At 68.0% G+C, this 24,993-nt stretch carries 26 protein-coding genes; 14 read left to right on the forward strand and 12 right to left on the reverse strand.

Going from position 1 to position 24,993, the window contains the following annotated elements; genetic code table 11:
• Positions 1–27: 27 nt before the first annotated feature.
• Genes OXQ95_RS13760 through OXQ95_RS13770 form a run of 3 tightly spaced genes read right to left on the reverse strand, consistent with a single transcriptional unit; the run spans position 28 to position 3,760 of the window.
• Positions 28–2,253 carry a xanthine dehydrogenase family protein molybdopterin-binding subunit gene (locus tag OXQ95_RS13760; RefSeq protein ID WP_267382009.1) on the reverse strand — a complete coding sequence of 742 codons (2,226 nt, stop codon included), beginning with the start codon at positions 2,251–2,253 and terminating at the stop codon, positions 28–30.
• A complete protein-coding gene (locus OXQ95_RS13765) occupies positions 2,250–3,236 on the reverse strand; it encodes a xanthine dehydrogenase family protein subunit M (protein ID WP_267382010.1) in 987 nt (328 codons plus the stop codon). The genes OXQ95_RS13760 and OXQ95_RS13765 overlap by 4 nt, the downstream gene beginning before the upstream one ends.
• Positions 3,233–3,760: a 2Fe-2S iron-sulfur cluster-binding protein gene (locus tag OXQ95_RS13770; RefSeq protein ID WP_267382011.1), complete on the reverse strand. Its 528-nt coding sequence runs from the start codon at positions 3,758–3,760 to the stop codon at positions 3,233–3,235. The genes OXQ95_RS13765 and OXQ95_RS13770 overlap by 4 nt, the downstream gene beginning before the upstream one ends.
• A 108-nt stretch (positions 3,761–3,868) precedes the next feature.
• Between OXQ95_RS13770 and OXQ95_RS13775 the strand changes: the two genes are divergently transcribed.
• Entirely contained in the window at positions 3,869–4,153 is a 285-nt protein-coding gene (locus OXQ95_RS13775; RefSeq protein ID WP_242097847.1) for a hypothetical protein, read from the forward strand.
• On the opposite strand, the gene OXQ95_RS13780 is transcribed toward OXQ95_RS13775, so the two are convergent.
• Positions 4,144–4,854 (reverse strand): TIGR02117 family protein, encoded by a 711-nt coding sequence (locus tag OXQ95_RS13780; protein ID WP_346731934.1) that lies wholly within the window; start codon positions 4,852–4,854, stop codon positions 4,144–4,146. The two genes, OXQ95_RS13775 and OXQ95_RS13780, sit on opposite strands and share 10 nt — an antisense overlap.
• Positions 4,855–4,896: 42 nt before the next feature.
• On the opposite strand from OXQ95_RS13780, the gene phhA reads away from it, so the two are divergent.
• Positions 4,897–5,769 carry a phenylalanine 4-monooxygenase gene (gene phhA, locus OXQ95_RS13785; RefSeq protein WP_267382012.1) on the forward strand — a complete coding sequence of 291 codons (873 nt, stop codon included), beginning with the start codon at positions 4,897–4,899 and terminating at the stop codon, positions 5,767–5,769.
• A 206-nt stretch (positions 5,770–5,975) separates the two neighbouring features.
• Here phhA and OXQ95_RS13790 read toward each other — a convergent pair whose 3' ends face one another.
• The 5 genes from OXQ95_RS13790 to OXQ95_RS13810 are packed head-to-tail and all read right to left on the reverse strand — an operon-like array spanning position 5,976 to position 10,589.
• Positions 5,976–6,905 carry a 50S ribosomal protein L11 methyltransferase gene (locus OXQ95_RS13790; RefSeq protein WP_267382013.1) on the reverse strand — a complete coding sequence of 310 codons (930 nt, stop codon included), beginning with the start codon at positions 6,903–6,905 and terminating at the stop codon, positions 5,976–5,978.
• The gene (locus tag OXQ95_RS13795; RefSeq protein WP_267382014.1) at positions 6,895–7,584 is read right to left on the reverse strand and encodes an SDR family oxidoreductase; all 690 of its coding nucleotides are present in this window, start codon (positions 7,582–7,584) and stop codon (positions 6,895–6,897) included. The genes OXQ95_RS13790 and OXQ95_RS13795 overlap by 11 nt, the downstream gene beginning before the upstream one ends.
• Before the next feature lie 28 nt (positions 7,585–7,612).
• Positions 7,613–8,980 carry a methyl-accepting chemotaxis protein gene (locus OXQ95_RS13800; RefSeq protein ID WP_267382015.1) on the reverse strand — a complete coding sequence of 456 codons (1,368 nt, stop codon included), beginning with the start codon at positions 8,978–8,980 and terminating at the stop codon, positions 7,613–7,615.
• Positions 8,980–10,338, reverse strand: coding sequence for a methyl-accepting chemotaxis protein (locus OXQ95_RS13805; protein WP_242097902.1), 1,359 nt, complete (start codon positions 10,336–10,338; stop codon positions 8,980–8,982). The genes OXQ95_RS13800 and OXQ95_RS13805 overlap by 1 nt, the downstream gene beginning before the upstream one ends.
• A 56-nt stretch (positions 10,339–10,394) precedes the next feature.
• A complete protein-coding gene (locus tag OXQ95_RS13810) occupies positions 10,395–10,589 on the reverse strand; it encodes a hypothetical protein (RefSeq protein WP_267382016.1) in 195 nt (64 codons plus the stop codon).
• Here OXQ95_RS13810 and sdhC point away from each other — a divergent pair.
• From sdhC to sdhA, 3 genes are read left to right on the forward strand one after another with little or no spacing between them, the layout of a single operon-like run.
• On the forward strand, positions 10,588–10,932 hold the full coding sequence (gene sdhC, locus OXQ95_RS13815) for a succinate dehydrogenase, cytochrome b556 subunit (protein WP_242097901.1): 345 nt from the start codon (positions 10,588–10,590) through the stop codon (positions 10,930–10,932). The two genes, OXQ95_RS13810 and sdhC, sit on opposite strands and share 2 nt — an antisense overlap.
• Positions 10,932–11,315, forward strand: coding sequence for a succinate dehydrogenase, hydrophobic membrane anchor protein (gene sdhD / locus OXQ95_RS13820; protein ID WP_267382017.1), 384 nt, complete (start codon positions 10,932–10,934; stop codon positions 11,313–11,315). The genes sdhC and sdhD overlap by 1 nt, the downstream gene beginning before the upstream one ends.
• Entirely contained in the window at positions 11,312–13,114 is a 1,803-nt protein-coding gene (gene sdhA, locus OXQ95_RS13825; protein ID WP_242097900.1) for a succinate dehydrogenase flavoprotein subunit, read from the forward strand. Before sdhD ends, sdhA begins: the two co-directional genes overlap by 4 nt.
• 155 nt (positions 13,115–13,269) lie before the next feature.
• Here the strand turns inward: sdhA and OXQ95_RS13830 are convergent, their stop codons facing one another.
• The 3 genes from OXQ95_RS13830 to OXQ95_RS13840 are packed head-to-tail and all read right to left on the reverse strand — an operon-like array spanning position 13,270 to position 14,899.
• Complete coding sequence (locus OXQ95_RS13830; RefSeq protein ID WP_267382018.1) at positions 13,270–13,590, reverse strand: type II toxin-antitoxin system PemK/MazF family toxin; 321 nt, start codon at positions 13,588–13,590, stop codon at positions 13,270–13,272.
• Positions 13,584–13,838, reverse strand: coding sequence for a hypothetical protein (locus OXQ95_RS13835; protein ID WP_267382019.1), 255 nt, complete (start codon positions 13,836–13,838; stop codon positions 13,584–13,586). The genes OXQ95_RS13830 and OXQ95_RS13835 overlap by 7 nt, the downstream gene beginning before the upstream one ends.
• Positions 13,839–13,894: 56 nt before the next feature.
• Positions 13,895–14,899 (reverse strand): SDR family oxidoreductase, encoded by a 1,005-nt coding sequence (locus OXQ95_RS13840; protein WP_267382020.1) that lies wholly within the window; start codon positions 14,897–14,899, stop codon positions 13,895–13,897.
• A 96-nt stretch (positions 14,900–14,995) separates the two neighbouring features.
• Between OXQ95_RS13840 and OXQ95_RS13845 the strand changes: the two genes are divergently transcribed.
• The 9 genes from OXQ95_RS13845 to odhB all read left to right on the forward strand — a co-directional run bounded on the left by OXQ95_RS13845 (position 14,996) and on the right by odhB (position 24,934).
• Entirely contained in the window at positions 14,996–15,562 is a 567-nt protein-coding gene (locus OXQ95_RS13845) for an ATP-dependent Clp protease proteolytic subunit (RefSeq protein WP_267382021.1), read from the forward strand.
• An 85-nt stretch (positions 15,563–15,647) separates the two neighbouring features.
• Entirely contained in the window at positions 15,648–16,436 is a 789-nt protein-coding gene (locus OXQ95_RS13850) for a succinate dehydrogenase iron-sulfur subunit (protein WP_267382022.1), read from the forward strand.
• 21 nt (positions 16,437–16,457) lie between these two features.
• Positions 16,458–16,904 (forward strand): PaaI family thioesterase, encoded by a 447-nt coding sequence (locus OXQ95_RS13855; protein WP_267382023.1) that lies wholly within the window; start codon positions 16,458–16,460, stop codon positions 16,902–16,904.
• A 46-nt stretch (positions 16,905–16,950) separates the two neighbouring features.
• Positions 16,951–18,084 (forward strand): cell division protein ZapE, encoded by a 1,134-nt coding sequence (gene zapE / locus OXQ95_RS13860; RefSeq protein WP_267382024.1) that lies wholly within the window; start codon positions 16,951–16,953, stop codon positions 18,082–18,084.
• A 97-nt stretch (positions 18,085–18,181) separates the two neighbouring features.
• Positions 18,182–19,144: a malate dehydrogenase gene (gene mdh, locus OXQ95_RS13865; RefSeq protein ID WP_267382025.1), complete on the forward strand. Its 963-nt coding sequence runs from the start codon at positions 18,182–18,184 to the stop codon at positions 19,142–19,144.
• Between the two features lie 71 nt (positions 19,145–19,215).
• A complete protein-coding gene (locus tag OXQ95_RS13870; protein WP_267382026.1) occupies positions 19,216–19,512 on the forward strand; it encodes a GIY-YIG nuclease family protein in 297 nt (98 codons plus the stop codon).
• A 57-nt stretch (positions 19,513–19,569) separates the two neighbouring features.
• Positions 19,570–20,454 (forward strand): succinate--CoA ligase subunit alpha, encoded by an 885-nt coding sequence (sucD, locus tag OXQ95_RS13875; protein ID WP_242097832.1) that lies wholly within the window; start codon positions 19,570–19,572, stop codon positions 20,452–20,454.
• Between the two features lie 157 nt (positions 20,455–20,611).
• Positions 20,612–23,542 carry a 2-oxoglutarate dehydrogenase E1 component gene (locus OXQ95_RS13880; protein ID WP_267382027.1) on the forward strand — a complete coding sequence of 977 codons (2,931 nt, stop codon included), beginning with the start codon at positions 20,612–20,614 and terminating at the stop codon, positions 23,540–23,542.
• Positions 23,543–23,671: 129 nt separating this feature from the next.
• Complete coding sequence (odhB, locus tag OXQ95_RS13885) at positions 23,672–24,934, forward strand: 2-oxoglutarate dehydrogenase complex dihydrolipoyllysine-residue succinyltransferase (RefSeq protein WP_267382028.1); 1,263 nt, start codon at positions 23,672–23,674, stop codon at positions 24,932–24,934.
• Positions 24,935–24,993: the final 59 nt, after the last annotated feature.

The raw sequence follows: 24,993 nt of genomic DNA on the forward strand, positions 1-24,993 counted from the left end.
GGCCGCCGGGATAGCGATGGCGAGGCGTTACACCGCCGGCAGTTGGTCGAGCAACTTGTCCAGCGTCAGCGGATAGTCGCGCACCCAGATGCCGGTGGCGTCGTGCACCGCCGCGGCGATCGCCGCGCCCGCCCCTGAGATGCCGAGTTCGCCGATGCCCTTGGCGTGGATCGGATTGGCGTGGATGTCGCGCTCCTCGAGGAACCGCACCTCGATCTGCGGCACGTCGGCGTTCACCGGCACGTGATATTCGGCCAGATCGTGGTTCACCACCTTGCCCGTGCGCGGATCGTGGATCAGCTCCTCGGTCAGCGCGGTGCCGATGCCGAACGTCATGCCGCCCAGGCATTGCGAGCGCGCCGTCTTGGCGTTCAGGATGCGCCCCGCGGCGAACACCCCCAGCATGCGGCGCACGCGCACCTCGCCCGTGACCGCATTGACGCCCACCTCGGCGAAATGCGCGCCATAGGAGGCTTGGGTGAAGGTCTTTTCCTGCTGCCCCGGCTTGATCGTGCCGGTCGCCTCCAGCCCTTCGCCGACGAGGCTGCCGATCGGCACCGAGCGGTTGTCGCCGATCGCGAGCCCGTCCTTCAGCGTCAGCGCCTCGGGATCGACGCCCATCGCGTCGGCGAGCTTCTCGCGCAGCATCTCGCAGGCGAGATACACCGCCGATCCCGACGACGCCGCGCCCCAGGATCCGCCCGATCCGGCGGCGGGCGGATAGGCGGTATCGCCCAGCTTGGTGGTGACGCGGTCGATCGGCAGGCCCAGCATCTCGCCTGCGATCTGGGTGAGGATCGTGTAGCTGCCGGTGCCGATATCGGTCATCGCGCTTTCCACGACCGCGGTGCCGGCGGGCGTGATCGTCACGCAGGCGGACGATTCCATCAGCACGTTCGACCGCGTCGCCGAGGCCATGCCCATGCCCACCAGCCATTCGCCGTCGCGCGTCGAGCCGGGCTTGGCCTGGCGCTTGTCCCAGCCGAAGGCCTTGGCGCCCTCGTCGAGGCAGCGCGTCAGCTGGCGGCTGGAATAGGGGATGTCCTTTTCGGGATCGGTCGCCGGATCGTTGCGGCGCCGCAGTTCGATGGGATCGATCCCCATCTTGTCGGCCAGCTCGTTCATCGCGCCTTCCACGGCGAGCATGCCCACCGCCTCGCCCGGCGCGCGCATCGATCCCGCAAGGCCCCAGTTCAGCCGCACCAGATCATGCGTGATCGTCCGGTTCTCGCCGGCATACATGAAGTGGGTCGACACGCCGGCCGGCTCGAAGAAATCCTGGCCCTCCAGATTGGACGCGAGCGTCTCGTGGCCGATGCCGGTCAGCCGTCCTTCGGCGTCTGCGGCGAGCCGGATGCGCTGTTCGGTGTTCGACCGGCGCGGGGTGGCCTCGAACACCTGCTGGCGCGCCATCACCGCCTTGACGGGGCGGCCGAGCCGCTTGGCCGCGACCGCCGCCGCCACGCTCTCGGGCGCGATGCCGAGCTTCGAGCCGAAGCCGCCGCCGACATAGGGGGTGATGATCCGCACCTTCGAACTGCTCACGCCCAGCGCCTTGGCGAGCTGCTGCGAATCCGACGTCGGCATCTGGTATGCGCCGAACAGCGTCAGCGAGCCGTCCTTCCACACCGCGGTGGAGGCGTGCGGCTCCATCGCCGCGCTGTTCTGGCTGGGCGTCGTGTAGGTGACGTCGAGCGTTACCGCGGCATCGGCCATCGCCGCGTCCAGATCGCCCTGGCTGCTGTGCGCGGGCACGTTGTTGGGGGGCAGCTTGCTGTCCACCTTGCGATCGGACGCGTCGAAATCATACGCGCCCTCGTCCTCGTCATAGACGATCTCGAGCCGCTGCGCCGCGTCGCGCGCCACCTCGAAGCTCTCGGCGAGCACGATCGCGACGATCTCGCCGCGATAGGTGACGGTCTTCACGCCCTGGGCGGGCGCCTTGGTCTCGCCGCCTTGGGCCGATACCTGGATGAAGGTGTCGTAATCGGTGACCACGTCGATCACGCCGGGGATCGCCTTCACCGCATCCGCATCGACCGAGACGATCTTGCCGCTGCCGATCTTCGCACCGACCAGCACGCCATAGGCCAGATCCTCGACGCGGTATTCCGCGGCGTAGAGCGCGGTGCCGGTCACCTTCAGCGGGCCCTCGACGCGGTCGAGCGGCCTGCCGATCAGATCCTGCGCGCCGATGTCGAGCAGGCTGGCCGGCACGGGCTGGTTCATCGTCAGACTGTTGGTGGTGCTCATGCGGCATCCTCGGTCAGCTCGCGGAGCGACGCGATCAGCGTCCGCCGGGCGAGCGGGATCTTGAAATCATTGTCGCCATAGCCGCGCGCGTCGCGCAGCAACGCGTCGGCGGCGGCGGCGAACACCGCGTCGGACGGTGTCTTGCCGACCAGCGCGGCCTCGACCGCCGGGTCGCGCCATGGCATCGGCCCCAGCCCGCCAAAGGCGAGCGCGGCCGACGCGATCGTGCCGCCCTCCATCTTCACCACGCCCGCCACCGAGACGAGCGCGAAGGCATAGGACGCCCGGTCGCGCACCTTGCGATAGAGCTGCTTGCCCTCGGGCGGGGTCGGCAGTTCGACATGGGTGATGAGCTCGCCCGGCTCCAGCACGGTCTCGATCTGCGGCGTCTCGCCGGGCAGGCGGTAGAAATCGTGGATCGCGATCCGGCGCCGGTCGCCATCGGGCTTCAGCGTGACGATCGTCGCGTCCAGCGCGCGCATCGCGACGGGCATGTCGCCTGGATGCGTGGCGATGCACTGGTCGCTGGTGCCGAGGATCGCGAGGATCCGGTTGGTGCCGCCGATCGCCGAACAGCCGCTGCCGGGCGAACGCTTGTTGCAGGCGGTGCTGGTGTCGTAGAAATAATAGCAGCGGGTGCGCTGGAGCAGATTGCCTCCGGTGGACGCCTTGTTCCGCAACTGTCCGCTCGCGCCGGCCAGCAGCGCGCGGCTGAGCACCGGAAATTTGGCGATCACGCGGGGGTCGGCGGCCAGATCGCTGTTGGGCACCAGCGCGCCGATCGTGAGCCCGCCATCGGCCCGCTCCTCGATCTCGGCCAGATCGAGCCGGCTGATGTCGACGATCCGCTCGGGCGTCTCGACCTGCAGCTTCATGAGGTCGAGCAGGTTCGTGCCGCCGGCGATGAACTTGGTCGCCGGCGCCTGGCCGTCCATCACCGCCGCCTCGGGGCTGGCGGCCTGTTCGTAGGTGAACGGCTTCATGCCTTCTCTCCCACAGTCTGGCGGGCGGCGGGGTTCAGCCCGGCGACTTCGGAAATGGCGTCGACGATGTTCGGATAGGCCGAACAGCGGCACAGATTGCCGCTCATCCGCTCCGAGATCTCCTCGTCGTCCAGCGACGACGTCTCCAGCGAGTCCGAGACGTAGCTCGGCCAGCCCTTCTTCACCTCGTCGAGCATGCCCACCGCCGAGCAGATCTGCCCCGGCGTGCAATAGCCGCATTGATAGCCGTCGTGCCGCACGAACGCGGCCTGCATCGGATGCAGCGCCTCGGGCTGGCCCAGCCCCTCGATCGTGACGATCTCGTCCTGCTGGTGCATCACCGCGAGCGTCAGGCAGGAATTGATCCGGCGGCCGTTCACCAGCACGGTGCACGCGCCGCACTGGCCGTGATCGCAGCCCTTTTTCGTACCGGTGAGGTGGAGATGCTCGCGCAGCACGTCGAGCAGCGACGCGCGGATGTCGGCCTCGGTCTCGCGCGTTTCGCCGTTGATGGTGAATTTCATGGATCGCCCCGCTGGATGAACCGGAAGAACGAGGAGATGAAGCGTTGGTTTCGCGCGAAATCTGCTAACGTCTCGCAACAAGCTCCCTTACCTCGAAGAGGCGAACCCATGCGTCGAACGATCCTTCTGCTCCTGCTGCCGCTCGCGACCGCCGGCTGCGTCGCGCAGACCGCGTGGAACGTCGCGACGCTCCCGGTGAAGGCGGGCAGCAAGGCGGTCGACTGGGCCACCACCAGCCAGTCCGAGGCGGACCGCAACTACGGCCGCAAGATGCGCAAGCAGGAGCAGCGCGCCGGCCGCGAGCACCGCGAATTGCAGAAACGGTGCGGCAAGCATCCCGACGATCCGGCCTGCGCCGATCTGCAGCAGCGGCCGGCGGCGAACTACCGGTAAGAGCGTCCGGCCGTCGGGGCGGGAACGGGCGGCTCGGGCGGGAACCAGCCCAGCAGCGTAACCGGAAAGGGCGTCCACGCGCCGACGCGCACCCCGGCCGCGCGCAGCGCCTCGCCGACCCAGGCGTTGCAGGTGTGCACCGCATCATAATGGCCGCGCGCCTGCACGAACACGTCGTAGTCGCCATAGCCCGGATCATGGCGCCCACCGGCCACGATGCTGGCGCGGACGAACGCGGCGAGGCGGCGATATTCCTCGGGGCGCAGCAGGATCCGGCGCACGTCGCCGCCCGGCACCGGCGTGGGCACATGTTCGAGATGGACGAGCGTCGCGTCGCTGCCGATCGCGGCGGTGGCAATGGTCGCCGGGCGGATGTCGGACCAGGTCGGCGTGCCCAGATAGAAGCCGCGCTCGCCCCATCCGATCGCGAGATGGTCGTAAGCGGCATAGCGCGGGTCGCGCAGACCGCCTGGGCGAGCGATCGGTCGCCAGTCCACCCCCGCCGCCCGCTTGGGGACGACGATGCCGACATGGATGCCGTTGCTTTCGAGGTAGACGGGCACGCCCGCGACCGGCGGCCGCCATCCGGCATGCGTGGGGATCGCGCCGCTGATCAGCCCCGCCGCCGCATAGCCGAGCAGCGCCGCCATCGCCGCACCGAGGAGCGCGTTGCCCCATTTTCGTGCAACCGCGATCGTCACAGGGGCGTTCCGGTCGTCACGACGGCATGATAGGGCAGGATCATGGCACAGGATACGCACGTTCTCGACGCTCCCCCCGCCGGCGCCGCCGCCGATTGGACGATCGCGCAGGATTGGGATCGCTACACGCCCGAGGAGCACGCCACCTGGGATACGCTCTTCGCGCGCCAGGCGGCGCTGCTGCCCGGCCGGGCGTCCAACGCGTATCTGCGCGGGCTCGACGTGCTGAAGCTGTCGAAGCCCGGCATCCCCGATTTCGCCGAACTGTCGGAGCGGCTGATGGGGCTCACCGGCTGGCAGGTGATCGCGGTCCCGGGGCTCGTGCCCGACGACGTGTTCTTCGATCACATGGCGAATCGCCGCTTCGTCGCGGGCAATTTCATCCGCCGGCCCGACCAGCTCGATTACATCCAGGAACCCGACGTCTTCCACGACGTATTCGGCCATGTGCCGATGCTCGCCGATCCGGTGTTCGCCGATTATCTCGAGGCGTATGGCAAGGGCGGCCAGCGGGCGCTGTCGATGGATGCGCTCAAATATCTCGGCCGGCTCTATTGGTATACGGTGGAATTCGGGCTGATCGCCGAACCCGAGGGCTTGCGCATCTATGGCTCGGGGATCGTGTCGAGCTTCGCCGAGACCCGCTTCGCGCTGGATGACCCGAGCCCCAATCGCATCGCCTTCGATCTGGCGCGCGTGATGCGCACCGAATACCGGATCGACGATTTCCAGCAGAATTACTTCGTGATCCCGAGCTTCGACGATCTGCTCCGCGCGACCGTCGAGACCGACTTCGCGCCGCTCTATGCCGAATTGAAGACGCAGCCCGACATTCCCGTGGCCGCGATCGAGCCCGCCGACGTGCTGCTCACGCGCGGGACGCAGGCCTATGCGGCGGGGCGGACGCGGGCCTAGAGCGGGACGATCTCAGCCCTGCCGGGCTTTTAGCGCGGGATGGTGTCAGGTTGATCCGATCCCTCTTCCGTTCGTGCTGAGCCTGTCGAAGCACGCTCTCCACGGCCGAGCCTTCGCCTGCGTCACAGGCCCTTCGACAGGCTCAGGGCGAACGGAGCAGGGTAACGTCATCAAAATTCCCTCCCTGCAGGGGAGGAGGAAGCACCTCAGATATCGAGCGCCCAGCCGTCGCGGCCCTTGGGGTCGAACGGGCCGTCCGCCACGAAGCGCACCGCGCCCGCCGCCAGCCGCAGGACGCTCCAGTCGCCGCGGCGGTCGACCGCCTCCACCGTGCAGCCGCACGCCGCATAGGCCGCCGCCACCGGTTCGCGCTGCGTCTCCAGCAGGCCCGCCAGCACGATCGCCGCGCCCGGTGCCGCGATCGCCGCGATCTCGGGCGCCATCGAGACGAGCGGGCCGGCCAGGATGTTGGCGATGACGAGGTCGTAGGGCGCGCGCGCCACGATCTCAGGATCGAGCGTGCCGTCCGCCACGATCAGGTCGAGGCCCGCCACCCCGTTCAGCGCCGCGTTCTCGCGCGTGACCGCGATCGCGACCGGATCGATGTCGGTCGCGGTGGCGTCCGCGCCGGGCCATAATTCCACCGCGGCGAAGGCGAGCAGCCCCGTGCCCGTGCCGATGTCGATGACGTTGCCGAAATCCCGATCGGCCAGCGCGTCGAGCATCGCGAGGCAGCCGCTCGTCGTCTCGTGATGCCCGGTGCCGAACGCGCGGCCCGCCGGGATGTGGAAGGCGCGCACGCCCGGCGGCGGCGCCGCCTCGCCCGTATGGACGAAGAAGCGGCCGACATGCAGCGGCGCGAGCCCCGCCTGGCTCATCGTCACCCAATCGGCATCCGCCAGCCGTTCGATCCGCGGCGCCGCGCCGCCCGCGCTCGGCACCAGCGCGCGGATCGCGGCGAGCGTCGCGGCATCGGGTTCGGCCTCCAGATAGGCGTCGAGCCGCCAGCGTTCGGCGTCGTCGTTCACTTCCTCGGTCGTCATCAGCACGAGGCCCGCGTCATGCTCGCCCGCGTCGATCGCCTCGGCCTCGGCGCGGGTGCAGGGCAGCGACAGCTTCCATGCCTCAGCGGACATAGCTGGCGCCGTTCACGTCGAGCACCGCGCCCGTCATCGACGGCGGCGCGTCGAGCGCCAGGAAGCGCGCGGCCTCCGCCACCTCGTCGGGCATCGCCACGCGGCCGAGCGGGATGTCGGCCAGCAACGCGTCGCCGCCGCGGCTCGCGACATAATCCTCGGCCATGCCGGTCATGGTGAAGCCGGGGCAGACCGCGAAGGCCAGGATGTTCTCGCGCGCATAGCCGCGCGCGATCGTCTTGGTCATCGCTACCATCCCCGCCTTGGCGGCGGCATAATGCCAGTGCGCCGGGCTGTCGCCGCGATAGGCGGCGCGGCTGGCGATGTTGACGATCCGGCCGCCCGATCCGCGCGCCTGCCAGTGGAGCACGGCCAGGCGGCAGAGTTCGGCGGCGGCGGTGAGGTTGATGCGCATGGTACGCTCCCACGCGGCGGTCCATTCGTCGGCGGCGAGCGGATTGGCCTCGAACACGCCGGCATTGTTCACCAGCACGTCGATCGCGCCACCCGCCCGGTCGAGCGCCTCCGCCCAGAGCGCGCGGGGGGCTTCGGGGTCGGCGAAGTCGGCGGGGATGCCGCTGGCGGTGCCATGGCCGATGACGGTGGCGCCGCGCGCGCCGAGCGCGGTGGCGATCGCCGCGCCGATGCCGCGGCTGGATCCGGTGAGAAGGATGGTCATGCCCGCACCCTTAGCGCGGGTTCGCGCGCTAGCCCACGCTGGCCGAGAAGGAATCCGCCGCGCCGCGCAACACGCCCAGTTGATCGTCCACCTCGCCGAAGCCGCGGCCCAGCGTGTCGATCTCGGATGCCACCGCTTCGGTGCCGGAGCGGATCGTGGCGATGCTGGTCGACATCGAATCGGCGGCGAGCGCGGTTTCGTCCACCGCGGCGGTGATCGCGGTGACGGTCTGCGCCTGCGCCTCCATGGCGAAGCGGATGCGCTCCGCCGATTCCTGCACCTCGGCGACGGTCGCCTTGATGCTGGCATTGGTGTCGACGGTGCCCTTGGTGGCGGACTGGATCGCGGCGATCTTGGCGGCGATGTCGTCGGTGGCGCGTGCGGTCTGGTTGGCGAGGCTCTTCACCTCCTGCGCGACGACCGCGAAGCCGCGGCCGGCATCGCCCGCGCGTGCCGCCTCGATCGTGGCGTTGAGCGCGAGGAGATTGGTCTGGCCGGCGATGTCGCGGATCAGGCCGAGGATCGATTCGATTGACTGCGCATGATCGCTCAGCGCCTCGGACATGCCGACCGCGTGGCCCGCCTGCACCGAGGCGCGGTTGGCGATCTCGGCGGCGGCTTCCACCTCGGTGCGCGCATCCTCGATCGCGCGGATCAGGCCGGCGGCGGTGTGTGCCGCCTCGCGCATGGCGACCGCGGACTGTTCGGCGGCGGCGGCCACTTCGTTCGCCTTGCCCAGCATGCCGCGAGTCGAGGCCGATGCGCTCCCCGCCTGGACGCGGATTCGGTTCCCGAGCGCGGCGGCGCCCTCGATCGATTCGGCGATCGTCTGGCGGAACGCGACCGACCGCATCTGCCGCTCCGCGTGCAGGTCCTTCCGGTTCTGCTCGGCCAGATGCATCGCCATCACGTCCGATTCGATCAGCGCCAGCCGCTGCACCACGTCGCCCAATTGGCGCATGCTCCGGCGATCCTCGCCCAGTCGCTCTTCGATCAGCGCGAGCGTGACGCTGTGCGCGAAGGTCAGCGACGCGAGCAGCGTGGGAAGCGGCACTCTCGACACCCGGCATCGCTCGGCGTTGGTTTCGGCCATGCGCTGCCAGGTCTCGTCGTACGGCGCGGTATACCGGACCCGTACATAGCGCGCGCTTTCCTCGATCCGCCCGGCGAGAACGTCACCGACGACCGCGTCGCGCAGGTGGCGCGCCGCATCGAGCGAAAGATAATGCGTCCAGAAGCTGCGCGAGATCGCATGGTGATCCGCCATCGTCAGCAGCGCGGCGATCCGGGTGCAGGCCGGCTGGATCGCGCCGTCCCAGTCGTAATCGCGCAGCCGGTCGCTGAGCGAGCGCGACTGGCCGATCGATGCCGGCTGCGTGGCGAAGGCGGTCGACATCAGGCGGCCACCTTCGTGACGAAGTCGCCGGCGCGGGCCTTGAGGCTGCCGAGCCGGCTGTCGAGCACGTCGAAGCCGCGCCCGACCTCGTCGATCTCGGATGCCACCGCCTCGGTATCGGAGCGGATCGTGGCGATCGTGGTGGACATCGAATCGGCGGCGAGCGCGGTCTCGTCCACCGCGGCGGTGATCGCGGTCACCGTCTGCGCCTGCGCCTCCATGGCGAAGCGGATGCGCTGCGCCGATTCCTGCACCTCGGCGACGGTCGCCTTGATGCTGGCGTTGGTGTCGACGGTGCCCTTGGTGGCGGACTGGATCGCGGCGATCTTGGCGGCGATGTCGTCGGTGGCGCGTGCGGTCTGGTTGGCGAGGCTCTTCACCTCCTGCGCGACGACCGCGAAGCCGCGGCCGGCATCGCCCGCGCGTGCCGCCTCGATCGTGGCGTTGAGCGCGAGGAGGTTGGTCTGGCCGGCGATGTCGCGGATCAGGCCGAGGATCGATTCGATCGACTGCGCATGATCGCTCAGCGCCTCGGACATGCCGACCGCGCGGCCCGCCTGCACCGAGGCGCGGTTGGCGATCTCGGCGGCGGCTTCCACCTCGGTGCGCGCATCCTCGATCGCGCGGATCAGGCCGGCGGCGGTATGCGCCGCCTCGCGCATGGCGACCGCGGACTGTTCGGCGGCGGCGGCCACTTCGCTCGCCTTGCCCAGCATGCCGCGCACCGACGAGGACGAGCGCACCGCCTGCCCGCGCAGCACATGGCCTTCCTCGCTCGCCGCCTCGACCACCGCAGCGATCCCGTCGCGGAAATCGCCCGCCAGCCGGTCCCGGTTGCGGCCGTCGCGGTGCGCGGTGAAGCCGGCGAACAGCTCGACCGTCAATTCGGTTTCCATGCCGAACAGGCGGAGCAGCGTGTCGAGCATCCGCTCGTGGCGGGGATCGGTGGTGGGCAGCCGCGCCATCAGCGACTTCATCGCCATCCGGTCGCTCGCGCAGCTCATGGCGAGCACCGCCATGGTCGACACGCCATTGGCATGCGCCGAAGCAATGGAGCGTTCGAGCGACTCGACCCACGCGCGGCCATCGAGCCGGCAGAAGCGGTTGCGCAGATACGCGGTGCCCGCCTCGGCGCGGCGGTGCGCCTCGAGCGGCGTCCAATGCGCCTTGCCAGGGTTGGCCGCGCTCCAATGCGCCCAATAGGCGTCGACGATCAGCGCGGCATCGGGTTCGATGATCGTCCACAATTCCGCCGCGGACGAGACGAGCGTGCCGTCGCCGCCGTCGAAGGCCCGCAAACGGGCGGGCAGATCGATGGCGGCGGCGATCGTCGTGGGCTGGGGCAGGTCGGTCGCGATCACATCAGGTCTCCGGCGGCGCGGGGTTTCGTGATCCGACGACTAGGCGCGATTGGTTAAGGCGCGGTTAGAACCGGATCGGCGGCAACGATGCCTGTGTTGCTTTGCGCGCAGGCGGCGGCTTGCATCGCGGGGCGCTGCGTCTCATAGACCGGCGCACATCCGCATTCGAGGACCACGCCCTTGGCATCCCGCTCCCCCTCGCGCCCCGTCAGCCCGCATCTGGGCATCTGGAAATGGCGCGTGAACATGACCGTTTCGATCCTGCACCGCGCGACGGGCAGCGGCATGGCGACGGTCGGCACGCTGCTGCTGGTGTGGTGGCTCGCCGCGATCGCTGGCGGCGCCGACAGCTATGCCGGCTTCCAGCGCTGGTTCCTCACCGATGCGGGGCATCTGAACGCGATCGGTTATGTGATCGGCATCGGTCTCACCTATTCGCTGTTCCAGCACATGGCGAACGGCATCCGCCATCTCGTGCTCGACACGGGCGCGGGGTATGAACTGAAGATCAACCGGATCGGCGCCTGGGCGACGATCGTCGCCGCCGTGCTGCTGACGGTGGCGTTCTGGCTCTATCTGGGGACGAAGTGATGGGTGGCGGCACCGAACTCGGCCGGGTCCGCGGCCTGGGCTCCGCGCATGCGGGCGCGCATCACTGGTGGCACCAGCGGCTGACCGCGGGCGGCAACCTGTTCCTGATGATCTGGCTGATCGTGTCGATCGCACGGATGCCCGGCTATGATTATACCAGCGTCCATGGCTGGCTCCATTCCACCTGGGCGGCGGTGCCGATGCTGCTGCTGATCCTGTCCGTCTTCTACCATTTCCGGCTGGGGCTGCAGGTGGTGATCGAGGATTACCAGCATGACGAGGCGCGCGTCGCCGCGATGGTCGTGCTGAACCTCTTCACGCTCGCCACCGCCGCGACCGCCATCTTCGCGATCCTGAAGGTCGCCTTCGGAGCTGCCGCCTGATGTCCGCCTACAAGATCATCGACCATACCTATGACGCGGTCGTCGTCGGCGCCGGCGGCTCCGGCTTGCGCGCCACGATGGGCATCGCCGAAAGCGGTCTGAAGACCGCCTGCATCACCAAGGTGTTCCCGACGCGCAGCCACACCGTCGCCGCGCAGGGCGGCATCGCCGCGAGTCTGGGCAACAATTCGCCCGATCACTGGTCGTGGCACATGTACGATACGGTCAAGGGCTCCGACTGGCTCGGCGACCAGGACGCGATCGAATATATGGTGCGCGAGGCGCCCGCCGCGGTGATCGAGCTGGAACATGCCGGCGTGCCGTTCAGCCGCAACCAGGACGGCACGATCTACCAGCGCCCGTTCGGCGGTCATATGCAGAACATGGGCGAGGGCCCCCCGGTGCAGCGCACCTGCGCCGCGGCGGACCGCACCGGCCACGCGATGCTCCATGCGCTCTACCAGCAGAGCCTGAAGTATGACGCGGACTTCTACGTCGAATATTTCGCGCTCGATCTCATCATGGAAAACGGCGCGTGCCGGGGCGTGATCGCGCTGTGCATGGAGGATGGCAGCATCCACCGGTTCCGCGCGCACCAGGTGGTGCTGGCGACGGGCGGCTATGGCCGCTGCTATTTCTCCGCGACCTCGGCGCACACCTGCACCGGCGACGGCAACGCGATGGTGCTGCGCGCCGGGCTGCCGCTGCAGGACATGGAGTTCGTCCAGTTCCACCCGACCGGCATCTACGGCGCGGGCGTGCTCATCACCGAAGGCGCGCGCGGCGAGGGCGGTTATCTGACAAACAGCGAGGGCGAGCGCTTCATGGAGCGCTATGCCCCCTCCGCCAAGGATCTCGCTAGCCGCGACGTGGTGTCGCGCTCGATGGCGATGGAGATGCGCGAGGGCCGCGGCGTCGGCAAGGACGGCGACCATATCTGGCTGCACCTCGATCATATCGATCCCAAGGTGCTCCACGAACGGCTGCCGGGCATTACCGAGACGGGCAAGATCTTCGCCGGCGTCGATCTCACGCGTCAGCCGCTGCCGGTCACGCCGACGGTCCATTACAACATGGGCGGCATCCCGACGAACTTCCACGGCGAGGTCGTGAACCTGAAGGACGGCAATCCCGACAGTGTCGTGCCCGGCCTGTTCGCGGTGGGCGAGGCGGCGTGCGTCTCGGTCCACGGCGCCAACCGCCTGGGCTCCAACAGCCTGATCGATCTGGTCGTGTTCGGCCGCGCGACGGGGCTGCGCATCCGCGAGACGCTGAAGCCCGGCACGACTCACGCGCCGCTGCCCAAGGGTTCGGAAGAGATGGCGCTCGGTCGGCTCGACCATTTTCGCTCGGCCAAGGGCGGCTCGCCCACCGCGCAGATCCGGCTCGAGATGCAGAAGACGATGCAGAAGCATTGCGCCGTGTTCCGTTCGGACGAGCTGCTGACCGAGGGCCAGTCGAAGATCAAGGCGACCTATGCGCGGATGGCCGATGTCGGCATCACCGACCGGAGCCTCATCTGGAACACCGATCTGGTCGAGACGCTGGAGCTCGACAATCTGATCGCGCAGGCGGTGGTGACGATGGATTCGGCGGCCAACCGCAAGGAATCGCGCGGCGCGCATGTGAACGAGGATTTCCCCGATCGCGACGACGCGAACTGGATGAAGCACACCATCACCAGCTTCACCGGCTGGGGCGGCACGGGCGGGGCGACGCACATCGATTATCGCCCGGTGCACGATTACACGCTCACCGACGACGCCGAATATATCAAGCCGAAGAAGCGGGTGTATTAAGCGGCTGCCAGCGCGGGATGACCTTACTTCGCCCCGTTCGCCCTGAGCTTGTCGAATGGCCTGTTCGGAACGCGACGGTGCGAGCGTGGAGAGCGTGCTTCGACAAGCTCGGCACGAACGGTAGAGAGATTGGATCAATCTAACGTCATCGGGCTCTAGAAGCGGAACATCTCCACCAGGATTTCGAGCGTGGCGACCAATGTGCCACGCTCGATATTGCCGATCCTTTTGACGAGACGCGTCTTGTCCAGCGTTCGCATCCGATCGGGCAGCAGCAACCCGTCCTTGCCTTTGAAGCGAAGCGCTATGCGGAATGGAGCGGGGTGGCTTCCCGTCGTCATCGGCACGACGATCGCGGCCCTGAGATGAGCGTTCAGTTCGTCGGGCGAGACGATCAGGCAGGGGCGGATCTTCTGGATCTCGCTGCCGATGATGGGGTCCAGCGCCGCGAGCCAGACCTCGCCGCGCATCACCATGTGAGCGCGCTATCGTCTTCGTTCGGAAAGGCCCGCCACGCGGCCGCCTCCTGCGTGTCTTCGGCGACCGCCTCGGCCGCGTTCGCCCATCCTGCGCGTGCCGGCGATACGACCGGCGAGGCGACGAGCTTGCCGTCCTTCACCTGCAGATCCATCACGGCGCCGACGCTCAGGCCGATCTCGCCGAGCAGGGCGCGCGGTACGATCAGCCCGGTCGAATTCCCCATCTTCCGCAACGATGTCTGCACCTGAGCCTCCGCGGCACGATTGAGACGAGCTTGCCCGTAAGCACAAGGTTACAACGTCAACCCCGCGCCCGCCGTCGCGCCAGCAGCAGCGCCGCCACCCCCGCCGCCAGGCCGCCGCCGACGGCGAGGGCGGCGCCGGGGCGCAGCATCACGGCGGTATAGGCGCTGGATTTGAGCGGCGCCTGCTCGCCCGAGCGTTCGTGGCCGGCATGGACGCCCTCGAACAGGTTGCTCGGCCGCGGCTGCGTCTTGTCGCGGTCGACGAAGCTCTTCGCCGCGCGCGGTGCGAGGCGTTCGAACAATGCGGGGAAATGCACCGCGAACATCGCCTGCGCGCGTCCGGCGCCGCCCACGGTGATCTCGCGGCGCGGGTGGACCGCGCAATCGAGGATCGCGTCGGCGACGAGCTGCGGATCATAGGCCGGCGGCGGGATCTGCGCTTCGCCCCCCTCGTGGTTGGCGGCATGCTGGCCGATCGGCGTGTCGATCCCGGCGGGCTTCACCAGCGACACCGAGATCGGCGAGCCCGCCGCGCGCAGCTCCATGCGCAGCGCCTGCACATAGGCCTGCACCGCGTGCTTGGACGCGGAATACGCGCCCATTACCGGGCTGCTCATGTCCGACGCGATCGATCCCACCGTGATGAGCGCGCCGCCCGCCGCCAGCAGCGGCACCGCGGCCTCGCAGCCATGGACCATGCCGAAATAATTGGTGCGGAACAATTGCCGGTGCTCGTCAGCCGGCGTCTCCATCAGCTTGGCGTAGATCGCCACGCCGGCATTGTTCACCCAGGTGTCGATCCGGCCGAAGCGCGCGACCGCCTGCGCGGCGGCGGCCTTCACCGCATCCGCATCGCCCATATCGGCGACGTGATAGTCCGCCGTGCCGCCGCCCGCGCGGATCGCATCGACCGCGTCCGACAGCGCGCCCTCGCTGCGCGCCACCAGCATCACCCTGGCGCCGCGCGCCGCGGCGGTGCGGGCGGTGACGAGGCCGATCCCCGAACTCGCGCCGGTGATGACGATCACCTGATCCTTCAAGGGTTTCAATGGGATGGCCATGAATACGCGCCTTATGCCGGAGTTGCGCACTCAACCGAGGGGAATGGCCAGGGGTTCCGCCGGGAACCCGAGGCCCGATCGGCGGTTTCGCGCGCCATGACCGACGATCCCAAACGCTATCCGTTGCTCGCCCAGCCCCATATCCGCCTGCTCGGCACGGTGGACGATGCGATGTACCAGAATTTCCGCCAGCAGCTCGCCGCCTGTCCGGCGGACGGCACGCTGGTGGTGGCGATCACCACATTGGGCGGCGATCCCGAGGTGGCGCGCGCGATGGGCACCGACATCCGGCTGCTGCGCGATTATACCGGCCGCGAGATCCTGTTCCTCGGCAAGGTGGCGGTCTATTCGGCCGGCGCCACCTTCATGTCGGCCTTTCCGGTCGAACACCGGTTCCTCACCCGCCGGACGCGGCTGATGATCCATGAGCGCAAGCTGCAGAAGACGATGACGATCGAGGGGCCGCTGCGCAGCTGCGTGCCGACGCTGAAGGCCACGCTCCACGAGATCGAGCATTCGATCGCGATCGAGGAGGAGGGGTTTCGCGATCTCGTCGCCGGCTCCAACGTGTCGTTCGACGATCTGCGCGCGAAGGCGCCGAATAACTGGTATATCGAGGCGGAGGAGGCGCGCGACCTGGGGCTGGTGCTCGACGTGATCTGATGGCCGGGCGGGTTGCGCGCGGGGGTTGCGCACGCCACCTGAAAGGCATAGCCCGTCCGGCATCATCCGAGGAGCGCCCACGGCCATGGCCGAATTCACCCTGCCCAAGAACAGCGTCGTCAAGAAGGGCAAGGCGCACACATCCGAAAGCCGGGGCCCCAAGGGGCGGATGAAATCGTTCAAGGTCTATCGCTACGATCCCGACAGCGGCGAGAATCCGCGTTACGACACGTTCGAGCTGAACCTCGACGAGACCGGGCCGATGGTGCTCGACGCGCTCATCAAGATGAAGGCGGAGCAGGATTCCTCGCTCACCTTCCGCCGTTCGTGCCGTGAGGGCATTTGCGGGTCGTGCTCGATGAACATCGACGGCACCAACACGCTCGCCTGCACCAAGGCGATCGAGGACGTGAAGGGCGAGGTAAGGATCACGCCCTTGCCGCACATGGAGGTCATCAAGGACCTCGTGCCCGACTTCACGCATTTCTACGCGCAATACAGCTCGATCAAGCCCTGGCTGCAGACGGTCACGCCGCCGCCCTCGGGCAAGGAGCGGCTCCAGAGCCCCGAGGATCGCGAGAAGCTCGACGGGCTGTACGAATGCATTCTGTGCGCCTGCTGCTCCACCTCGTGCCCGAGCTATTGGTGGAACAGCGACAAGTTCCTGGGGCCGGCGATCCTGCTCCAGGCCTATCGCTGGCTCGCCGACAGCCGCGACGAAATGACGGGCGAGCGGCTCGATGCGCTGGAGGATCCGTTCCGCCTCTATCGCTGCCACACGATCATGAACTGCGCGACGGTGTGCCCCAAGGGGCTGAACCCCGCCAAGGCGATCGCCGAAGTGAAGAAGATGGAAGCCGAACGGGTGGTGTGATCCTGTCCCGGAAAACGGGCGATGGCTGACCCGCACTTCACCGATGCCGAGTCGCCCGATCATCCCGGCTGGCGAAGCTGGTCGCTGAGCGATCCCACGCGCTTCAACACGCTGCTCGGGCCGTTGCTCTTCCGCATGGACGGTGCGCTCGCGCGCGTGCGGATGACGCCCGAGCATCGCCATTCCAACCTTAGCAACCACGTCCATGGCGGCGCGTTGCTCGGCTTCATCGACGTCTCGCTGTTCGCAGCGGCGCGGGGGCACGGGCTGATCGTGGCGGGCACCGCGGTGACGCTCGATCTCAACACCCAGTTCATCGGCGGCGGCAGGATCGGTGAGCCGATCGAGGCGCAGGTCGAGCTGTTGAAGGAAACGGGGCGGCTGCTGTTCCTGCGCGGGCTGGTGGTGCAGGGCGAGGCGCGGATCGCGGCCTTCTCGGCGACGATCCGCAAGCCGAGCAAGGCATGAACCTCATGTTCCGCGGCGAAGACCGGGACCCGATCGGGAAACGGACATGACCACCGTCCTCCAGGCCTATGACGCGCTGATCGCGGCGGGCGAGCTTCGCCCCGATCCCGAACAGGCCGCCGCCGCCGCGCGCCTCGCGACGCTCCAGGCCGAGCTGGAGGCCGCGCCGCGCCGCGGCTCGGTGCTGTGGCGGCTGGCACGGGCGAAGCCGGCGGCGCCGCGCGGCGTCTATCTGTGGGGCGATGTCGGGCGCGGCAAATCGATGCTGATGGACCTGTTCTTCGCGAACCTGGCCATCCAGCGCAAACGCCGCGTCCATTTCGGCGAATTCATGCTGGAGGTGCACCAGCGCATCGCCGCCGAACGCCGCAAGGAACAGGGCGACCCGATCGCGCCCGTCGCCGCGGCGCTGACGCAGGAGGTGCGCTGCCTCGCCTTCGACGAGATGATGGTCACCAATTCGCCTGACGCGATGATCCTCTCGCGGCTGTTCACCGCGCTGATCCTGGCCGGCGTGACGATCGTGGCCACCTCGAATCGGGCGCCGGCCGATCTCTACAAGAACGGCCTCAACCGCGAGCATTTCCTGCCCTTCATCGCGCTCATCGGCGAACGGCTCGACGTCGTGGCGCTCAACGGTCCGGTCGATTACCGGCGCGACCGGCTGGGGCAGCAGGACACCTGGCTCGTCCCCAACGGCGCCGAGGCGACGGCGCAACTGTCCGCGGCCTTCTTCCGCCTGACCGATTACCCGCCCGAGGATGCCGCGCATGTGCCCGCCGAGGAATTGCCGGTGGGCGGCGGGCGGACGCTGCGCGTGCCCAAGAGCCTGAAGGGCGTCGCGGTCTTCGCCTTCAAGAAACTGTGCGGCGAGGCGCGGGGCAGCGCGGATTATCTCGCGATCGCAAGGCGCTACCATACCGTCATCCTGGTGGGCGTGCCGCGGCTCGGCCCCGACAGCCGCAACGAGGCGGCGCGCTTCGTCGCGCTGATCGACGCGCTCTACGAACACAAGGTCAAGCTGCTGGCGGCGGCGGACGCGCAGCCCGGCCAGCTCTACGAGCGGGGCGACGGTGCCTTCGAATTCGAACGCACCGTCAGCCGGCTCGAAGAGATGCGCTCCGACGCCTATCTCGCTGAAGGCCATGGCGCTGTCGATATTGCGAACCAAGTGCAATAAGAGCCGTGATCCGGCCGCTTTAGCGGTTGCCGGGGCCGCGCAAAAGGCGTAGGCGGCGTGGCCAACCGCATCTGTGACGAAAACGGAGAAGGACTGGATGGCTCGCAAGAAGATCGCGCTGATCGGCGCCGGCAATATCGGCGGCACGCTCGCGCACCTGGCGGCACTGAAGGGACTGGGCGATATCGTCCTGTTCGACGTGGTCGAGGGCGTCCCGCAGGGCAAGGCGCTCGATCTGTCGCAATGCGGCCCGGTCGAGGGGTTCGATTCGACCATCACCGGCTCGAACGACTATGCCGACATCGCCGGCGCCGACGTCATCATCGTCACCGCGGGCGTGGCGCGCAAGCCCGGCATGAGCCGCGACGACCTGCTCGGCATCAACCTGAAGGTGATGAAGGCGGTCGGCGAGGGCATCAAGGCGAATGCTCCGAACGCCTTCGTGATCTGCATCACCAACCCGCTCGACGCGATGGTGTGGGCGCTGCGCGAATTCTCAGGCCTGCCGCACCATATGGTGGTCGGCATGGCGGGCGTGCTCGATTCGGCGCGCTTCAGCCACTTCCTCGCCGACGAGTTCCAGGTGTCGGTGAAGGACGTGACGAGCTTCGTGCTCGGCGGCCACGGCGACACGATGGTGCCGGTCATCAGCTATTCGACCGTCTCGGGCATCCCCGTGCCCGATCTGATCGCTATGGGCATGTCCAGCCAGGAGAAGATCGACGCGATCGTCAAGCGCACGCGCGGCGGCGGCGGCGAGATCGTCGCGCTGCTGAAGACGGGCAGCGCCTATTACGCGCCCGCCACCAGCGGCATCGCGATGGCGGAGGCCTATCTCCACGACCAGAAGCGCGTGCTGCCCGCAGCCGCCTATGTCGAGGGCCAATATGGGCTCGACGGCCTCTATGTCGGCGTGCCGGTGATGATCGGCGCGGGCGGCGTGGAGAAGATCGTCGAGATCAAGCTGGACGACGAGGCGAAGGCCAATCTGGACGTGTCGGTGGAGGCCGTGAAGGAGCTACTGGTGGCGTGCAAGGCGATCGACGGCTCGCTGAACTGAGGGCAATATGAGGTGATGGCACCACCATCCTGTTCCCCGGCGAAGGCCGGGGTCCAGTTGGGAGAGGTCAGTTGGAACGTGCCGGCTATGTCTACATCATGGCCAGTGGCCGGAACGGCACCATCTATATCGGCGTGACGAGCGATCTTCCCAAGAGGGTTTGGGAACACCGCGAAGGGATCGTCGAAGGGTTCACGAAGACATATCGCTGCAAATCTCTCGTCTGGTACGAGGCATATGACAGCATCGAAGCCGCCAGGCAGCGCGAGCTGCGGATGAAGGAATGGAAACGGGCCTGGAAGGTGAAGGAGATCGAAGGGATGAACCCGTCATGGGATGATCTGTTCGAGACGCTGACGCCAGATTGATCCGCTTTCCCAACTGGGCCCCGGCCTTCGCCGGGGAACAAGAGGAAGAGAACCTAGATGAGCATCCTCGTCGACAAGAACACCAAGGTCATCACCCAGGGGATGACCGGCGAAACCGGCAGCTTCCATACCAAGGCGGCGCTGGAATATGGCACGCAGATGGTCGGCGGCGTCACGCCCGGCAAGGGCGGCACCGAGCATCTCGGCCTGCCCGTGTACGACACGGTCGCCGAGGCCAAGGCGAAGACCGGCGCGACGGCCAGCGTGATCTACGTGCCGCCGCCCTTCGCCGCCGATTCGATCCTCGAGGCGATCGACGCCGAGATCCCGCTGATCGTCACCATCACCGAGGGCATTCCGGTGCTCGACATGGTGAAGGTGAAGCGCGCGCTGTCGGGCAGCAAGTCGCGGCTGATCGGGCCGAACTGCCCCGGCGTGCTGACGCCTGGCGAGTGCAAGATCGGCATCATGCCGGGTTCGATCTTCAAGAAGGGTTCGGTCGGCGTCGTCTCGCGCTCGGGCACGCTCACCTATGAGGCGGTGTTCCAGACGTCGAACGCCGGGCTCGGCCAGACGACCGCGGTCGGCATCGGCGGCGATCCCGTCAACGGCACGAACTTCATCGACGTGCTCGAGCTGTTTCTGGCCGACGAAGCCACCCAGTCGATCATCATGATCGGCGAGATCGGTGGCTCCGCCGAAGAGGAAGCCGCGCAGTTCCTCCGCGACGAGGCCAAGCGCGGCCGCAAGAAGCCGATGGCGGGCTTCATCGCCGGCCGCACCGCACCGCCGGGGCGCCGCATGGGCCATGCCGGCGCGATCGTGTCGGGCGGCCAGGGCGGCGCCGAGGACAAGATCGCGGCGATGGAAGCCGCCGGGATCAAGGTTTCGGCCTCGCCGTCGGAACTGGGCACCACGCTGCTGTCGGTGCTGAACGGCTAAAAACCCTTCTCCCCGCGTGGGAGAAGGTGGCGCGTAGCGCCGGATGAAGGGGAGTGAGGCTCGAGACCTCGCGAGCGTGCTCCCCCTCAGCCTCCCAGGCTTTCAGCTTGGGCCCCTCCCTCTCCCACAAGGGGAGAGGGAAAAGAGGAAGACGATCATGGGCTACGAAGGCCAGGATTTCAGCGACATCGCCGCCGGCGTCAGCCCGGCCTTCGTGGAGACGCTCTATGCGCGTTTCCGGACCATGCCCGACAGCGTCGAGCCCGGCTGGCGCAGCTTCTTCGAGGGGCTGGAAGGGTCGGCCGGCGGCCCGAGCTGGGCGAATGCCGCCTGGCCGCTCAGCACCACCGACGATCTGACCGCCGCGCTCGACCCGACGCAGATGGAGCCCGCGCCCAAGCCGCAGAAGGGCAAGCCCGCCGCACCCGCCGCCGCCGCCGCCGCGCCCGCGGTCGACGTGACCAAGGCCGCGTCCGACGCGATCCGCGTGCAGCTGCTGATCCGCACCTACCGCGTGCGCGGGCATCTGGCCGCCGATCTCGATCCGCTCGGCCTCGCGCGCCAGCATCTGCCCGCCGATCTCAGCCCCGAATATCACGGCTTTTCCGACGGCGATCTCGATCGTCCGGTCTATCTCGGCGGCACGCTGGGCCTCGAATGGTCGACGGTGCGCGAGGTCGTCGCGATCCTGCGCGCGAATTACTGCGGCAAGGTCGGCCTCGAATATATGCACATCGCCGATGTCGAGGAACGCCGTTTCCTCCAGGACCGGATGGAGGGCAAGGACAAGGCGATCCAGTTCACCCCCGAGGGCAAGCGCGCGATCCTCACCAAGGTGATCGCCGCCGAGCAATGGGAGAAGTTCCTCGGCCGCAAATATGTCGGCACGAAGCGTTTCGGGCTGGACGGCGGCGAGAGCATGATCCCCGCGCTCGAAAGCGTCATCAAATATGGCGGCCAGTTCGGCGTCAACGAGATCGTGTTCGGCATGGCGCATCGCGGTCGGCTGAACGTGCTGGCGAACGTCATGGCCAAGCCGCTGCGGATCATCTTCCACGAATTCGGCGGCGGCTCGGCCAATCCCGAGGAAGTCGGCGGATCGGGCGACGTGAAATATCACCTGGGCACCAGCACCGATCGCGAGTTCGACGGCCACAAGGTGCATATGAGCCTGGTCGCCAACCCCAGCCATCTGGAGGCGGCCGATCCGGTGGTGCTCGGCAAGACGCGCGCGATCCAGACGATCGCGGGCGATCTGAAGGAGCATCTCCATGCGCTGCCCGTGCTGATCCATGGCGACGCGGCATTCGCGGGGCAGGGGATCGTGTGGGAATGCCTCGGCTTCTCGGGCATCCGCGGCTACAACACCGGCGGCTGCGTCCACTTCATCATCAACAACCAGATCGGCTTCACGACCAGCCCGCAATTCGCGCGCTCGTCCGATTATCCGTCGGACGTGGCCAAGGGCGTCCAGGCGCCGATCTTCCACGTCAACGGCGACGATCCCGAGGCGGTGACCTTCGCGACGAAGATGGCGATGGAATTCCGCCAGACCTTCCACCGCGATATCGTGATCGACATGTGGTGCTATCGCCGCTTCGGCCATAACGAGGGCGACGAGCCGAGCTTCACCCAGCCGCTGATGTACGACAAGATCCGCCAGCACCCCGGCGTCGGCACGGTCTATGGCCAGCGGCTGATCGAGGAGAAGATCGTCGACCAGGCCTGGGTCGACCGCGAGGTCCACCAGTTCACGACGTTGCTCGAGGGCGAGTTCGAGGCGGGTGCCGCCTATCAGCCGAACAAGGCGGACTGGTTCGCCGGCCGCTGGTCGGGCCTGCACGCGCCGGCCGATGCCGAAAGCGCGCGGCGCAACCTGGAGACGGGGATCGCGCCCAAGCTGTTCGACGCGCTCGGCCGCACGCTGACGACGATCCCCGAGGATCTGAAGATCCACAAGACGCTCGGCCGCGTGCTCGATGCCAAGCGCGAGATGTTTCGTGCGGGTGCCGGCTTCGACTGGGCGACGGGCGAGGCGCTCGCCTTCGGGTCGCTGCTGTCCGAGGGGTATGGCGTGCGCCTGTCGGGCCAGGATTCGGGCCGCGGGACGTTCAGCCAGCGCCACGCGGTGTGGGTCGACCAGACCGACGAGCACAAATATGTGCCGCTGCGTTCGATCGAGCATGGCAATTTCGAGGTGCTCGACAGCCCGCTGTCCGAATATGGCGTGCTCGGCTTCGAATATGGCTATGCGCTGGCCGACCCGAAGACCTTGGTGCTGTGGGAGGCGCAGTTCGGCGACTTCGTCAACGGCGCGCAGATCATGATCGACCAGTTCATCGCCAGCGGCGAGGCCAAGTGGCTGCGCGCCAACGGCCTCGTGATGCTGCTGCCGCATGGTTACGAGGGGCAGGGGCCCGAGCATAGCTCGGCACGGCCCGAGCGCTTCCTGCAACTGTGCGCGGGCGACAATATGCAGGTCGCGAACTGCACGACGCCGGCGAACTACTATCACCTGCTGCGCCGGCAGATGCACCGTTCGTTCCGCAAGCCGCTGATCGTGATGACGCCGAAATCGCTGCTGCGCCACAAGATGGCGGTGTCGAAGGCGGAGGAATTCGTCGGCGACACGCATTTCCGGCGCATCCTGTCCGATCCCGCCGCCCCCGCCGATGCCGCGACGAAGCGCGTCGTGCTGTGCACCGGCAAGGTGGCGTACGACCTGATGGAGGCGCGCGATGCGGCGGGCGACACGACGACGCAGATCGTCCGCATCGAGCAGCTCTATCCCTTCCCCGGCGAGCCTCTGGCCAAGCGCCTGGCGCGCATGCCCGCGCTCGAGGACGTGGTTTGGGCGCAGGAAGAGCCGAAGAACCAGGGCTATTGGTTCTTCGTCGAGCCGATGATCGAGGAGGCGCTGGCCAGCGCCGGCGGCCGGATCGCGCGGGCGCGCTATGCCGGCCGGATGGCGTCGGCCTCGCCCGCCACGGGCCTGATGAAGCGCCATCAGACGGAGCAGGCCGCGCTCGTCGCGGACGCGCTGGGACAGAATGTGCGCGACGAGATCCGGCGCACGCGGAAGTCGTAAGGGAACGGCCAACCACCCGGGCGAACGCCGGGGTGGTTGGCAAGGTGGATGTAACGTAGCGCAACGATCGATCCGCGTCGTTGCGTACCTGGACCCCGGCTTCCGCCGGGGTGGTAAGGAAAAAAGAACATGGCAACCGAAGTCACCGTACCCGTTCTGGGCGAATCGATCACCGAAGCGACGCTCGGCGAATGGCTGAAGCAGCCGGGCGACCCGGTAAAGGCCGACGAGCCGATCGCCAGCCTGGAGACCGACAAGGTCTCGGTTGAGGTGCCCTCGCCGGTCGCGGGCGTGATGGGCGAACATGCCGTCAAGGTGGGCGACACGGTGCAGGTCGGCGCGATGATCGCCACGGTCGACGCCGGCGGCGCGGCGCCGGCCGCAGCCCCGCAGGCAGGGGCGACCACCGGCAACGCCGACATGGCGGACAAGGCGAAGGACGGCACCGGCCCCGGTCCCGGCGAGCAGCCCCGCGAGCGCAGTGGCGAGGCGCCGGCGAGCGATTCGCCGGCGGCGCTGTCGCCCTCGGTGCGGCGCGCAGTGCTGGAACACGGCGTCGATCCGTCGACCGTGAAGGGCTCGGGCCGCGACGGGCGGATCACCAAGGACGATGTCGTCGCCGCCGCATCGAAGCCCGCGCCTGCGGCGGCTGCCGCGCCCGCGCCCTCGGCTGCGGCCCCCGCGCCGTCGGGCCGCAAGGAAGAGCGCGTCCGCATGACGCGGCTGCGCCAGACGATCGCCAAGCGCCTGAAGGAGGCACAGAACACCGCCGCGATGCTCACGACGTTCAACGACGTCGACATGACCGCGGTGATCGCCGCGCGCGCGAAGTACAAGGATCTGTTCGAGAAGAAGCACGGCGTACGGCTCGGCTTCATGGGCTTCTTCGTGAAGGCCGCGACGATGGCGCTGAAGGACATCCCGAGCGTCAACGCCTCGATCGACGGCGACGACATCGTCTATCACGACTATGCCGACATTTCGGTGGCGGTCTCGTCGCCCGGCGGTCTCGTCGTTCCCGTCATCCGCGATGCCGACCGGATGAGCGTCGCGCAGGTCGAGAAGACGATCGGCGATTTCGGCCGCCGCGCCAAGGACGGCACGCTGAAGATGGACGAGATGAAGGGCGGCACCTTCACCATCTCGAACGGCGGCGTCTTCGGTTCGCTGATGTCCACCCCGATCATCAACCCGCCGCAGTCCGCGGTGCTCGGCCTCCACCGCATCGACGAACGCCCGGTCGCGGTGAACGGCCAGGTGGTGATCCGCCCGATGATGTATCTGGCGCTCAGCTACGATCACCGCCTGATCGACGGCCGCGAGGCGGTTACCTTCCTCGTCGCGCTGAAGAACGCGATCGAGGACCCGACGCGGATCCTGATCGACCTGTAAGCAACCGAGATGGCCTGTTCCCCGGCGGAGGCCGGGGCCCAGTGGGGAAGGCCGATGTA

Origin of the sequence: Sphingomonas sp. GC_Shp_6 (assembly GCF_026540835.1) — a bacterium.
GTDB lineage: Bacteria > Pseudomonadota > Alphaproteobacteria > Sphingomonadales > Sphingomonadaceae > Sphingomonas.